The sequence below is a fragment of the Veillonella sp. VA141 genome, from assembly GCF_003992175.1.
Lineage (GTDB): Bacteria > Bacillota > Negativicutes > Veillonellales > Veillonellaceae > F0422.
In genome coordinates this window covers 82810-95754 of record NZ_RQVM01000004.1, presented here as the reverse complement: position 1 = coordinate 95754, position 12945 = coordinate 82810, and the positions used below count along the sequence as shown (strand labels likewise).

Below are 12945 nucleotides of genomic sequence, written 5' to 3'. Positions count from 1 at the left end.
TTCCTCCTAATCTTCGTAAATCGCCATGCGGCGTTCTAAATATTGATACAGTTTCGTCAACACAAATGTCATAGCCAAGTAGAATATACCAGCTACGATGAAAGCTGTAATGTCAAAATCACGTTGTACAATGCTCCTTGTAATGCGCAAGATATCATTCATAGCTAAGACATACACCAAGGATGTATCTTTCAGCAGTGTAATCGTTTCATTTGCCAATGGTGGCAACACGCGTTTGATGACCTGTGGCAAAATAATTTTGTACATTGTCTGCACATAAGTAAAACCTAAGACCTTCGCACCTTCATATTGTCCTTTTGGAATCGATTGAATACCACTGCGGAAAATTTCACATAAGTAGGCAATATAATTCAACACGAAGGACAGCACTGCCGCCGTCATATCTGTGAGTTCAAAGCCATCAATCATAAATGGCAAACCATAATAGATGAGCAAAATTTGTAACATTAACGGTGTGCCACGCATCACGTATACATAAGCATCCACGATAGTCGTCACCACACGGTTTGTACTTAATCGGAGCAACGCCAAGAGCAATCCTCCTGGCACTGACAAGATGATGACGATGAAGAACAAGGACAAGGTCACTTGGAATCCGCCGGCAATGGCCGGAACTATCTGTAAAATATATTCCAATACGTCCATGTTTATTTATACTCCTCTTTCGTCAAGATAGATGTATCGCCAAACCATTTTTGTGCCAATTTGTCAGCCGTACCATCATTCATCACTTCTTGTAACGCAGCGTCAACTTTTGCTTTCAACGCTGCATCTTCCTTACGCATACCTACACCTACTTTTTCACTAGCGAAGGAGCCTGTGGCTACAGTGAATACATTGTTACCTTTTTTGCCGATTAAATAACGGCCTACCATTTCATCCACCACGACCGCATCAATACGGCCTAATTCTAGATCCATGAAAGCGTTTACATAATCACCATATTCTTTGATTTCTTTAAAGTTCTTAGATTGTGGATCATTTTTTACCGCTTCTAAACCAGTAGAGCCTGATTGAACGCCTACACGTTTGCCATCAAGTTGGGATTTGTCAGCAATATCAGCATCAGATTTTACGGCAATAATTTGGTCCCCACGAAGATATGGTTTAGAGAACAAGATGTTGCGCTCCCGTTCCTTCGTAATGGTTAAACCATTCCACAACACATCAATACGTTTAGATTTTAGTTCTGCTTCTTTACTATCCCAATCGATAGATTTAAATTCCACTTCAGAACCAATACGCTTTGCCACTTCTTTCGCAAGATCGATATCAAAACCTACGAGTTCACCTTTTTCATCTTTAAATCCCATAGGAGGAAAGTTATCATCTAAACCGATGACAATTTTTTTCGGCACCTCTGTGTTCGCCTGTTTTGTAGACGCCCCACAACCTGCCACTAACCCCACAATTACCAATGCACTAGCTGCTGCTACTACTGTTTTAGAACATTTTTGTAACCAATTCATAATACTTTCTCCTCTCTACAGTTATGTAATCTCTATTTCATGATTACATTATACTTTAGTTAATTAAAGTTGTAAAGAGATAAATTACAAAAATTTTATCATGTATTATGAAAGTAATTTATACTGACATCCCCCAACAGCTAACTATCAAAACAAAAGCGATATAGTAAGTTATATACTCACCATATCGCTGATTTTCTCTTTACCTATATGTTTTATATCAATGCATGCTCTTTCGCAATAGCCTTTACTTCTTCTACAGTAAAGTTAGTGACTTCTGCAATCATTTCTAAGGACAAATGCTTACGCAACATCTGAATGACAACCTCAACTTTACCTTCTGCCCGACCTTCAGCCACGCCTTCTTTCCAATATGTATAATGATCCATTGATAGCATTGAATATTCCTCCCTCCAAGCCTCACAATGTTTTGCTTCATCTACGGCACTTTCAATTTCTCGTAGTAACTCATCCGATGCAGCATGACCGTCCACATAATCTAAGAACCGTTGCAACGGCTTTGAAATATCATTATAAAGAAACTATGTCAGAACAAAAAGTTAGAATCTATAGATTACACCTCAAGCTGATCTTTAAATTATATCTATATATGATAGGTTAGTAGAGGAACTCAAAGATAACAAATGTTAACATGGTACAAAGCAATACCCACCACCAAATGAGCTCATTTCCTGTACCATCTTCCCATTCTACTGTATCATCAAGTGCTAAACAAATTGCAAAGAATGAATAGATAAACGATAGGATAGGGGCAATGATAAGTCCTTTTTCAAAAATCATATAAATACCTGAAACTGCTATTACAATAGCGTGAGGAATCACCATGATTCTAAAACTAAAGATATACATCAAGACTGCATAGGCAGCATGAATCAGAAAGAGACCAAACATGTAGATTTTCCCCCTTGTGTGAAAATAGAGCCTGCCGGATAACGAACAGATATTACTCCTTGATAAGAGGGTAACATGTTTTCTAGTCCTATTCAAGTATTTTTATATCGATTCAGTGCCTCTAAGACTTTCATTTTATCTCGATGACTCAAAAACTGTAAGCTAATAGGCACGATATATATACCGCCCGTTTCTGTTTGCACATACAAAGTTTTCCAGTCTTCTCCAAAACCCATAATGCCTTGATAATGCACAAAGGTTAAATACAGATCTGGCGCAAAGAATCGCTCTATCCTTTCTTTCACCAATATAGGTGTTCGTTTTAAAATAATTCCTTCTGTAGCGATATAAATCTCCACATCGTCTTGCTGGTACATGCGCAATAATGCGTAGGACGATACCACCATAAGAAGAAGCATCCACATATTGAAGCTATGACCCAGTTCTCGATATAGAAGTACTCCACGATACAGCCCCCAAGCGGCGATAGCTGCATACACTAGTTGAAACCCCCATATCATAATAGAGGAATTATGTAATTCTTCTTGAATCGCTCCACAAGGAAACATATTTTCTAATTCTTCACGTTTCATAGTTCCTCTCCCAAACAGCACTCCAACCTCTATGGTGTTCCTACTCAACACCTCTGTAGATACCATATATTCGTCTGCTACATACCTATCCTGCTAGATATCCTCACCGCGTCATAGTATACATGATTAAAAAGATGTAATGAAATGCTGTGTAAACATCTCATTACATCTTCATCATTACTTACGTCGTAGACCCATAGCTTCTTCTACACGAGCTAATGTTACATTAGCCACAGAGGCCGCTTTTTCCGCGCCTTCTGTCAAAATCGTATCTAGTTCTGGGCTGTTAATTAATTCTGCATACCGTTCATGGATTGGTGTCAATGCTCCTACTAATAGGTCTGCAATGTCACCTTTGAAAGTTCCATAATTTTTGCCAGCATACATATTTTCAATAGCCTCAAAGGAATCTCCTGTTAAGGCATTATAAATACCCATCAAGTTAGAAATACCTGGCTGTTTTTCTTTGTCGTAGCGCACGACCCCTTCAGAATCAGTGGCCGCCTTTTTAATCTTCTTCACCACTACATCTGGTGTATCCAACAAACGGATGGTCGCCCAGTTATTATCATCGGACTTACTCATTTTCTTTGTCGGATCTTGCAAGGACATCACACGAGCACCACCGACTGTCGTTTTAATTTCTGGCATAGCAAAAACTTCGCCATATTTGAAATTGAACCGTTGTGCTAAATCACGTGTAAGCTCGATATGTTGACGTTGGTCATCCCCTACCGGCACATAGTTTGTTTGGTATAACAAAATATCGGCCGCCATCAATGGTGGATACGTCAACAAACCAGCTGGGATAGTTTCCCCTTGTTTCGCCGATTTATCTTTGTACTGCGTCATACGCTCTAACTCGCCGATGGAGCTCAAAGTTGTTAAAATCCAACCCAACTGCGCATGGGCAGGCACTTCGGATTGCACAAATAAAGTTACTTTATTAGGGTCCAAGCCTACTGCCAAATATAAGGCAGCCAAGCTTCGAGTATTGTGGATTAAGTCCTTTGGATCTTGTGGTACTGTAATCGCATGTTGATTCACGATACAGTAAAAGCATTCATGGTCGTCTTGGAATGTCAAGAAATTGCGAAGAGCTCCCAGGTAATTCCCAATGGTCAACTCACCGCTCGGTTGGATTCCGGAAAATATAACGGACATAGTATCTCCTATTCTACGGTTACGGATTTCGCCAAGTTTCTTGGTTTATCTACGTCAGCACCGCGTGTGATAGCTGCATAATATGACAACAATTGCAATGGTACAACGGCTAAAATAGGTACTGTGAAAGCATCAGTTTTTGGTACGAAGATGGTATGATCCACGTATTTCGCCAACTCTTCGTCACCTTTCATACCTACGCCGATAACGATGGCATCACGAGCTTTTACTTCTTTGATGTTGCTCATCATTTTTTCACGTACAGACTCTTGTGTTGCCAAGGCGATCACAGGAATACCTTCTTCAATCAATGCCAAAGTACCATGTTTCAACTCACCACCTGCATAGGCTTCTGCATGGATGTAAGAAATTTCTTTCAATTTCAAAGACCCTTCCATAGCTACGGCATAGTCGATTAAACGTCCTAAGAAGAATGCATCCTCTTTGTAACCATAATGGTTGGCAAAGGCTTTAATTTCGTCTACGTTTTCAAAGATTTCATGAGTTAATGTAGGCAATTCTTGTAAATTTGTCAAAATTTCGTGTTTTACTGCTTCATCGATGCGACCATTTAATTGACCTAAGTACACTGCTAATAACAATAAAGCTACTAATTGTGTAGTGTACGCTTTTGTGGATGCTACAGCGATTTCAGGACCTGCCCAAGTGTAGATTACTTGATCCGCTTCACGGGATACAGCGGAACCCACTACGTTGGTGATACCTAAAGATTTAGCACCTAAGCGTTTTGCTTCTTTCAAGGCAGACAATGTATCGCTGGTTTCACCAGATTGGCTGATGACGATGCATAAGGTATCTTCATCCGTTAATGGTGTACGGTAACGGTATTCAGAAGCGATATCTACTTCTACTGGAATACGAGCTAATTGCTCAATGTAGTATTTCGCTACTAACCCTGCATGGTACGCCGTACCACACGCTGTAATCAAGATGCGCTTGATGCCTTTCACTGTATCTGGTGTCCAGTTTAATTCATCATACACTACTTCTGTAGCATCTTTATTAATACGACCGCTCAACGTATCACGAATCGCTTTTGGTTGTTCGTAAATTTCTTTTAACATGAAGTGCTCATAGCCACCTTTTTCAGCCGCTTCTGCATTCCATGTGACATGGTAAATGTCTTTTTGCACTGGTTGACCAGCTCGGTCAGTGATTGTCACGCTATCTGGTGTCACAATAACAACTTCATTGTCGTTGATGATATATGTTTCACGAGTGCGTTGAATAATAGCTGGGATATCGGAAGCGATGAAGTTTTCCCCTTTTCCTAAGCCCACTACCAATGGATTATCTTTTTTTGTAGCAATGATTTTATTTGGTTCATCGGCACAGATCATCACCAAAGAGTACGAGCCTTCGATGCGTTCTAACATGCGACGAACTGTACTTTCAAAATTGCCATCGTACATATCGCTCAATAAGTGAGCTACTACTTCTGTATCTGTTTCAGACGTAAATTCAACACCTTTAGCCAATAATTCTTCTTTCAATGGCATGTAGTTTTCAATGATACCATTGTGCACTACGGCAAATTTGCCATCTGTACTTGTATGTGGGTGCGCATTCATATCGCTTGGACGACCATGAGTTGCCCAACGAGTATGACCGATACCAATATGACCTTGGTTAGGATCTGCTTTCACCACAGCTTCCAAATTCGCCAAGCGTCCCATTTTCTTTTGTACTTTAATCACATTATTTTCGCCCACTACGGCAATCCCTGCAGAATCATATCCGCGGTATTCTAATTTCTCTAAACCTTCCAGCATAAAATCTGCTGCATTTTCAAATCCAATATATCCTACGATACCACACATGGTATGTACCTCCTTGATTAATTCATTACTATTGCTTCTGAAAGTAGCCTTTGTGCACCTAGTTACCTTGGTGTTTTGCTCTACTTCTACGACTGAAGCTAGCCGAGAGGCATCCGCTGAATTTCGATACTCCTCTACCTCGTCCACTGTGAAAGCTGTCTCTTTCCAGCGCTTGCGCTATTCGCCTTTACGAATTTGGTTCCTCCTTTGCATGTGTTTCGACAGTTCTGTTGACTATGCCTAAGTCTTTAAAAATAGTCATAATCAGTAGTATTATACTTCATATGAGCAACAACTGTAAAGAAATAAACACATATGCCCCCAAAACATTGAAGGACACATGTTCGTATCACAGCACAATGATACTAGCATATCCTCCTAAATAGGGGAAAAGTAATATAGAGGAACGCTGACCTAAGTGTATCAACATTCCTCTATTATGCTATCATGCTATTTACGCCTCTTCTGCAATCATCCCATCACGACACAACAGTCGATGATTCCCTACCGCAGCAGCCTCTTCTTCACTATGAGTAACCCACAAGCAGGGGATAGCCCATTCAGAAATAATAGCAACTAAATCTTGTTGCAACTGAGCACGTAAGTTCACATCTAACGCCGTAAGCGGTTCGTCTAGGATAAGTAACACTGGTTTTGAGTACAGTGCTCGTCCTAAGGCCACCCGTTGTTGCTCCCCACCAGATAAGCCTTTGGCTTTCTTCTTAAGATGTGGTGTCAATCGCAAACGCTCCACAATATGATCGAATAGCTCTGGAGAACCTTGTTTACTGTACCGAATATTCTCCTCTACAGTCATATGAGGAAATACAATATTGCCTTGCGGCATATAGCCAATGTGTCGTTCTTGGGTAGGTACGCCCCTTCCCTTTTCGAACCATACCTCATTATTGGCTGTAATCCTACCTTCTTTTGGCGTCAACAATCCACACAAAGCTTTCAAAAATGTAGATTTTCCACTTCCAGAAGGGCCCATCAATGTAGTAATACCTTCTTGTAATGTACCTTGGGCTTTCACAACAAAAGTACCTCGTTCTATGACGATATCAAAGGAAATCATAGTACCTCCTTACCGATTTGAGAAGAGGGAACCTTTGGTTAGACCTTGAATGGCCCACACAAGCCCCAATGTTAAAATACAAATATAAATCACTAATTCAAATGCACCGTTATAATCGCCAAATTCTACGAGAGAATAAATGGCTAATGGCATAGTTCTCGTCACACCTGGAATATTTCCAGCGATCAAAATAGTAGCCCCGAATTCACCAAGTCCACGCGCAAAACACAGAATGGAACCGCTGAGGATTCCTTTCCACGCCAATGGCAAGGAAATCGACCAGAACACGCGAAACTCGGAGGCTCCCAAGGTGCGAGCTACATCTTCCATATCGCTATCAATGGCAGCTAAGGCTGTTCGCACTGATTGATAAAATAATGGAAAGCTCACCACTGCAGATGCAATAATAGCGCCTATCTTAGAGAATACCACACGAATTCCGTGAGATTCTAACCAAGCGCCAAAGGCATTACCTGGCGTGAATATGATGAGTAGCACAAAGCCTAATACCACCGGTGGTAATACCAAAGGCAGTGTAAAAAAGGAATCAATTAAAGATTTCCCTGGAAAGGTATAGTGTTTCATCACATAGTTCAAACTTAGCCCGAAAATAGCGTTAATTATAAGTGCTATGAATGCGACTTCTATGGATAACTGTAAAGCTATCATTTTTTAGTAGGCTCAGCGAATCCCCATTTAGCCAATACTTCGCTAGCTTCTTTACTTGTTAGGAACGCATAGAAATCTTCTGTTAATTTATTTTGGTTCTTTTTCACCACACCGATAGGATACTCAATTGGTGCATGTAATTTAGCATCTACTGTTGCAGAAATATCTACTTTATCTTTCAATGCCAATGCATCAGTTTTATATACAAATCCTACATCAGCTGCGCCTTCAGCAATATACGCACCGACTGCTTTTACGTCTTTCGCAAATACAATATTCGGTTCTACTGCATCCCACAAATTAGCTTTTGTTAAAGATTCTTTTGCATATTTACCAGCTGGCACTGTTTCTACTGTACCGATAGCTACGCGTTTTGCATTCGCAATATTGTCTAATGTCACAGCCTCTTTACCTTTTGGTACGATCATTACCAATGTGTTTGCTACGAATGGGCGGATATTATCCATTAAACCTTTTTCATTTAATTGATCCATATTCTTTTTGTTCGCAGAAATAAAGATACTGGATGGCGCACCCTCTTCAATTTGTTGACGTAAAGTGCCAGAACCTGCATAGACAATATTCACTTGTTCAGGTTTTAAGTTATGTTTTTTCACATAGTCTGCTTTTAACTCTTCCAATGCTCCTTGCATACTAGCTGCTGCAGATACAGTGATGGTTTCATTCGTGGATGGTGCTGTAGACGTCGTTGTTCCTTGTTGTCCACCGCAGCCAGCTAAGGCTAACATACCTGCCATAACTAAACCCATTAACCAATTACGCTTCATAATGATATCCTCCCTAATTAAAATATATACACTTAGAAGCTTACTACATATTCTCATTATACTAGAAAAACAACACTGCGCCAAATAATTTTAGTCACATGTGGTACAATAGATGTGACAACTATACTACATAAGGAGGCTATGCATTATGGAATTATTTTTTCACATCATTCTCACTAGTATCGTCCCCATCCTATTACTCACACTAATGGGGGTTCTCTTAGACCGATGGTTTCACCTCGATTTACGAACGCTAAGCAAACTAAATTTTTATTTATTTTTACCAGCCTATATTCTAAAATCTTTTTATGTCACCAATTTAACCCATGAAAGTTTTGAAATATTCGCCTGTGCTTTCATTATCTTATTTGCCAACTCCGCCCTAGCTGGCATCGTAGCAAAATGGCAAGGCTATGACTTAGGAAAAACAGAAATTGTTCGCAATGCAGTGATGTTTTCCAACATTGGTAACTTAGGAGTAGCCTTAGGGACTTTCGTCTTTGCCAATGATCCATACATCATCGATGGATCTACCCCCTATTTACATGATGGGGTTATCGCCATTATCGCTACTTTTATTATCCAAACTGTGTTCTGTAATTCTTTAGGATTCTATCAAGCTGGCAAAGGGAAATTAACCACCGCAGAATCTTTGCGTACCATCTTACATATTCCTATTATGTATTGTGTGCCTATCTCGATTATCGCCCATTATTATATCCCTATCGACTTCACGCAAACCATTATATGGGGGCCCTTAGATATTTTCGGTCGTTGCTTTGTAGGCGCAGCTATGCTCACCCTAGGAGTACAGTTGAACCGTACACCTTGGAACTTCATCAAGAAAGATGTGATGATTACTTCTTTTCTACGGTTAATTGCAGGTCCTCTGTTGGCCCTCATCGTAGTACTTCCTGTAACTATGTACTACACACCATTAAGTGCTATTGCAGCGCAAAGTATTATCATCGCTTACGCAGTCCCATCAGCTGTAAATACCGCTCTTATGGCTGTGGAAATGAACAACAATCCAGAACTAGCTACACAAATTGTACTAGCCACTACAGTTCTTTCCTCTTTTACTATGCCTCTAGCTATATTATTGGCATACTATGTATTCCCCTTATAGCTAACACTTTGGTGCGTCAATTCACTTGATATAGTAAACAAATTAACGTATACAGGTACAGTCTATGTCTGCTATGTAACTGTATAGCAGTCAATAGTCTAAATCAGTACCACTACACAAAAACAATGCGATACCCTACTCTGCCATAAAAGCATAAAACTCTAAAAAACTATCTAACAATACATTGCTAGATAGTTTTTTACATGCAAAAAGGGCTGCTTTCGCAACCCTCCTACATGCTCTGTACTTATTGATGCCCTACGTGCTCTAATCCTTGACGAATTAACACGATAACATGGTCATCATTCAATCGATACCAAGCTGTTTTTCCTTCTTTTCTAAATGTTACAAGTCTTGCTTGACGCAACACACGTAACTGATGAGATATAGCTGACTGGCCCATATCCATAGAATCTGCAATTTCAGTTACACACATTTCTTTCTGAAGCAGATGTCTAACAATACGCAACCGCGTTGGATCCCCTAGGACCTTGAATAGTTCAGCTAACAATTGTGTTTCCAACTCTTGTTGATTTGTTTCCATCTTAACCTCGCTATCATATAGTAATCCATTCTCTCTAATTAGAGTTTGGTATTACTATTATATCATTTTTTTCCTGTTCTGTATCACCAATTTTTTCCAAAAGAACACGAGAATCTTTTTCTTGATCCACTACGCTCTCTGGGGTGGCTAATTCTAAGGGTACACCTTTGGCATAGACACCAGTAACTACCCCATATCCATCACGTAATTTCATAGTACCAATCAATGTCCCACGATAATTCGTATAGAATTTTTTATCCACTTTACTAAGGTCTACTTTGACACGATTGAAAGGAATGGAAAACTCCACCACTCCATGGTCAAATCGCTTTACATTAGCCCGAATATATTCTTGATCTTTCGGTGTTTCATCTGTGGCTGATACAACTTGTAATACACCAGACTGTTTAGGTGTGACAATGACATATACCTCATGACCTACTTCTGGGGTCTCTTTACCTTCCCAATTGGCATAAGCTCCTAAAAATTCCACTTCTAAATAGTCCGAAGGTACCCAACCGATGTGACGACTTACTTTCACAGGCCATTGATATTCTGTACCACCTTGTAGCAAAGTTGTATAACGTTGTTGAATGTAGAACTGGCTCAGCAAGGCAACGATAGCAGCCAGAGCAAAGACAATCCATTTTTGATATCTCATCGTTCTTCCTCCTTCACTACACCCTCAGAGTCTACTACTTTCACGTCCTTTGATATAACTTGCTCTCCTAACGTGAATTCCTCCACTGTTGGATCTGTTGACTGACGACGAGCTTGTCGAACACGCTGATTTACCTTAACCCTTTGTAGTCGTTTACGCCATAAATATAAGGCATTGATACCTAATACAATGCCCCCTAACACTAAGAACGATACACCTCGCTCCACAAAAGTAAAGCTAGGATCAAAGAATCGAGCACCAAACATAGCAATTAGCGTCAAAATACTACTATTCAATAAGCTTACCTTTTTCACCAAGGTGCCACGAATAAAAGTCCCTAAAGCTGCTACTAAAATATATGTATTAAATAGGATGGACGTCAAAATAGGTGTCGCCCCAGAGACAGTGACCACATAGCATCCAAAGATTACAAAAGGAATCAATCCGATAGTGCTTTCAATACGCTTAGCTAATACTAAACGACGCAATACAAGAACTGCTATGCCTAAGCTCAATACCATGCAAAACCATAGCCACCATGCCATAGTGCTTTCACCAATGCGCATCCATGTACTAATGTAAGTACCTTCCACAATGGTGTACAACAGAGCAATAGCACCTATACCTTTACAAGGAAGTGCTAAAAGGGCAATTTTCTTTTCTAATGTGCCTAAGCCGTAGGTAACGGCGCCTAATACACTAATAAAAAATAAATTCATTTGTGGCTCATAGGTGGATAAGATGAAGAATACTTCACCAAAAATGGCACCAATAAAGGCCCAAGATACAGATACTAACAAGGAATCTTTCGACCCTTGATACTTACCAAATCTACGGATATAGTATGGTACTGCTACTAATAAAAGTCCTCCCACTGCTACAGGCCCTACCCAAGTATTTAAAGGATGGCTAGAAAAACTCCACCCCAATACACCAATAAGATACAAAATCATACCTAGAGCCGAATCCAAGACATAAATAATCGGCAAGGCACAGCAAAGAATGATAAGCACATATAGCCCCATATGCTCGCCTGTATAGAAAGTATCTGCTACCAACAAAGTAGTGGCTGTCAACAGTCCCATATAAATAACAGTAATGCTTTCTGCTATCATGCTAGCTGGCTTTGCTTTCCATACACCACCACCGACCACAGCAATAGCTAATAACAAGATTGCCAAGGACCAATCAAATCGTCCATTAGGTGAAAAACCATACCAGTATCCCGCAAAAAGCAAAATAATTCCCAACAAAATAAGTATAGCTCCAGCTAACACTGTAATTAATCGTGTCCAAGATGGGCCCTCTTTAGGGATAAAACCGTACTTTGCTTGTAGCTGATGGCTCTGTTCTTCTGAAATAATTCCCTCTTCTTTCCATTGGTCAAGCTCTTTGTGCAACCAATGTATATGTTTTACATTCATATGCCTCTCCATAAAAAAAGACTTTGCTCAGAGAACAAAGCCTTATATCCTATTATTTAACAATCAATACTGGACATGTGGAATGACTAGTTACATAACTACTTACACTACCCATAAATAAACCTTTTAAAGGTCCCAATCCACGGCTCCCCATAACAATTAAATCTGCATCATATTTTTTAGCTACCGCTAATACAGCAGGTCCAGGAGACCCTACTTCAAAGACGCATTTGACTTTCATATCAGCTGGTACCTCTTCTGCTACTTCGCTCAAGATTTTTTTACCTGTTTCTTCCATATCTTCAGCAATTTGTTCAGATACATAACCACCACTGATTGGAGTTTGGTCAAAATTAGAAATTGCGGATACAATGTTTGCTACGTGCACTAAAATCAATTCCGCATCATTACGTTTAACAATTGCCAATGCATGTTCTAACGCTCTTTTACCATTTTCCGATCCATCTGCAGGAACAATTATTTTTTTATATTCCACCATAGTAAGACCTCCTCCATATTGTCACTGTGCTACTATGTAACTTGCCTATATCACTATAATTCGACATAGACTTGAAAATTCCTTTTCTTTACTCTTATTGTCTCACAAAATCTGAATCTTCGCAAATGAAACTTGCGTCACGATGATATCTTT

The 12945-nt window shown here is 39.8% G+C and carries 15 protein-coding genes; 1 reads left to right on the top strand and 14 read right to left on the bottom strand.

What is annotated here, in order from left to right; translation table 11 throughout:
* Positions 1 to 6: 6 nt before the first annotated feature.
* The 10 genes from EO112_RS05580 to modA all read right to left on the bottom strand — a co-directional run bounded on the left by EO112_RS05580 (position 7) and on the right by modA (position 8535).
* Positions 7 to 666 (bottom strand): amino acid ABC transporter permease, encoded by a 660-nt coding sequence (locus tag EO112_RS05580; protein WP_206168569.1) that lies wholly within the window; start codon positions 664 to 666, stop codon positions 7 to 9.
* A gap of 2 nt (positions 667 to 668) precedes the next feature.
* Positions 669 to 1490, bottom strand: a complete 822-nt coding sequence (locus tag EO112_RS05575; RefSeq protein ID WP_127163352.1) for an amino acid ABC transporter substrate-binding protein — start codon at positions 1488 to 1490, stop codon at positions 669 to 671.
* Positions 1491 to 1705: 215 nt separating this feature from the next.
* Positions 1706 to 2005, bottom strand: a complete 300-nt coding sequence (locus tag EO112_RS05570) for a hypothetical protein (RefSeq protein WP_127163350.1) — start codon at positions 2003 to 2005, stop codon at positions 1706 to 1708.
* Between the two features lie 103 nt (positions 2006 to 2108).
* A complete protein-coding gene (locus EO112_RS05565; protein ID WP_127163348.1) occupies positions 2109 to 2402 on the bottom strand; it encodes a hypothetical protein in 294 nt (97 codons plus the stop codon).
* A gap of 92 nt (positions 2403 to 2494) precedes the next feature.
* Positions 2495 to 2995, bottom strand: coding sequence for a hypothetical protein (locus EO112_RS05560; RefSeq protein ID WP_127163346.1), 501 nt, complete (start codon positions 2993 to 2995; stop codon positions 2495 to 2497).
* Positions 2996 to 3172: 177 nt separating this feature from the next.
* Positions 3173 to 4159: a tryptophan--tRNA ligase gene (gene trpS / locus EO112_RS05555; RefSeq protein WP_127163344.1), complete on the bottom strand. Its 987-nt coding sequence runs from the start codon at positions 4157 to 4159 to the stop codon at positions 3173 to 3175.
* A gap of 8 nt (positions 4160 to 4167) precedes the next feature.
* Positions 4168 to 6000 (bottom strand): glutamine--fructose-6-phosphate transaminase (isomerizing), encoded by a 1833-nt coding sequence (gene glmS / locus EO112_RS05550; RefSeq protein ID WP_126940417.1) that lies wholly within the window; start codon positions 5998 to 6000, stop codon positions 4168 to 4170.
* Positions 6001 to 6454: 454 nt separating this feature from the next.
* The gene (locus tag EO112_RS05545) at positions 6455 to 7078 is read right to left on the bottom strand and encodes an ATP-binding cassette domain-containing protein (protein ID WP_127163342.1); all 624 of its coding nucleotides are present in this window, start codon (positions 7076 to 7078) and stop codon (positions 6455 to 6457) included.
* Between the two features lie 9 nt (positions 7079 to 7087).
* Entirely contained in the window at positions 7088 to 7747 is a 660-nt protein-coding gene (gene modB / locus EO112_RS05540; RefSeq protein ID WP_127163340.1) for a molybdate ABC transporter permease subunit, read from the bottom strand.
* Entirely contained in the window at positions 7744 to 8535 is a 792-nt protein-coding gene (gene modA / locus EO112_RS05535) for a molybdate ABC transporter substrate-binding protein (protein WP_062401537.1), read from the bottom strand. The genes modB and modA overlap by 4 nt, the downstream gene beginning before the upstream one ends.
* Positions 8536 to 8683: 148 nt before the next feature.
* On the opposite strand from modA, the gene EO112_RS05530 reads away from it, so the two are divergent.
* Positions 8684 to 9664 (top strand): AEC family transporter, encoded by a 981-nt coding sequence (locus EO112_RS05530; protein WP_062401536.1) that lies wholly within the window; start codon positions 8684 to 8686, stop codon positions 9662 to 9664.
* A 247-nt stretch (positions 9665 to 9911) separates the two neighbouring features.
* Here EO112_RS05530 and EO112_RS05525 read toward each other — a convergent pair whose 3' ends face one another.
* The 4 genes from EO112_RS05525 to EO112_RS05510 are packed head-to-tail and all read right to left on the bottom strand — an operon-like array spanning position 9912 to position 12792.
* Complete coding sequence (locus tag EO112_RS05525) at positions 9912 to 10208, bottom strand: metalloregulator ArsR/SmtB family transcription factor (protein WP_009353411.1); 297 nt, start codon at positions 10206 to 10208, stop codon at positions 9912 to 9914.
* Positions 10209 to 10242: 34 nt separating this feature from the next.
* Positions 10243 to 10869, bottom strand: a complete 627-nt coding sequence (locus EO112_RS05520; RefSeq protein ID WP_062401534.1) for a hypothetical protein — start codon at positions 10867 to 10869, stop codon at positions 10243 to 10245.
* Complete coding sequence (locus EO112_RS05515) at positions 10866 to 12293, bottom strand: DUF2157 domain-containing protein (protein WP_062401532.1); 1428 nt, start codon at positions 12291 to 12293, stop codon at positions 10866 to 10868. Before EO112_RS05515 ends, EO112_RS05520 begins: the two co-directional genes overlap by 4 nt.
* A 52-nt stretch (positions 12294 to 12345) precedes the next feature.
* Positions 12346 to 12792: a universal stress protein gene (locus EO112_RS05510; RefSeq protein ID WP_009353425.1), complete on the bottom strand. Its 447-nt coding sequence runs from the start codon at positions 12790 to 12792 to the stop codon at positions 12346 to 12348.
* Positions 12793 to 12945: the final 153 nt, after the last annotated feature.

What these genes read in the sequence shown, in the direction of transcription:
- EO112_RS05580 (WP_206168569.1), bottom strand. Translation starts at nt 666, where the DNA reads ATGGACGTATTGGAATATATTTTACAGATAGTTCCGGCCATTGCCGGC.
- EO112_RS05575 (WP_127163352.1), bottom strand. Translation starts at nt 1,490, where the DNA reads ATGAATTGGTTACAAAAATGTTCTAAAACAGTAGTAGCAGCAGCTAGT.
- EO112_RS05565 (WP_127163348.1), bottom strand. Translation starts at nt 2,402, where the DNA reads ATGTTTGGTCTCTTTCTGATTCATGCTGCCTATGCAGTCTTGATGTAT.
- EO112_RS05560 (WP_127163346.1), bottom strand. Translation starts at nt 2,995, where the DNA reads ATGAAACGTGAAGAATTAGAAAATATGTTTCCTTGTGGAGCGATTCAA.
- trpS (WP_127163344.1), bottom strand. Translation starts at nt 4,159, where the DNA reads ATGTCCGTTATATTTTCCGGAATCCAACCGAGCGGTGAGTTGACCATT.
- glmS (WP_126940417.1), bottom strand. Translation starts at nt 6,000, where the DNA reads ATGTGTGGTATCGTAGGATATATTGGATTTGAAAATGCAGCAGATTTT.
- EO112_RS05545 (WP_127163342.1), bottom strand. Translation starts at nt 7,078, where the DNA reads ATGATTTCCTTTGATATCGTCATAGAACGAGGTACTTTTGTTGTGAAA.
- modB (WP_127163340.1), bottom strand. Translation starts at nt 7,747, where the DNA reads ATGATAGCTTTACAGTTATCCATAGAAGTCGCATTCATAGCACTTATA.
- modA (WP_062401537.1), bottom strand. Translation starts at nt 8,535, where the DNA reads ATGAAGCGTAATTGGTTAATGGGTTTAGTTATGGCAGGTATGTTAGCC.
- EO112_RS05530 (WP_062401536.1), top strand. Translation starts at nt 8,684, where the DNA reads ATGGAATTATTTTTTCACATCATTCTCACTAGTATCGTCCCCATCCTA.
- EO112_RS05525 (WP_009353411.1), bottom strand. Translation starts at nt 10,208, where the DNA reads ATGGAAACAAATCAACAAGAGTTGGAAACACAATTGTTAGCTGAACTA.
- EO112_RS05520 (WP_062401534.1), bottom strand. Translation starts at nt 10,869, where the DNA reads ATGAGATATCAAAAATGGATTGTCTTTGCTCTGGCTGCTATCGTTGCC.
- EO112_RS05515 (WP_062401532.1), bottom strand. Translation starts at nt 12,293, where the DNA reads ATGAATGTAAAACATATACATTGGTTGCACAAAGAGCTTGACCAATGG.
- EO112_RS05510 (WP_009353425.1), bottom strand. Translation starts at nt 12,792, where the DNA reads ATGGTGGAATATAAAAAAATAATTGTTCCTGCAGATGGATCGGAAAAT.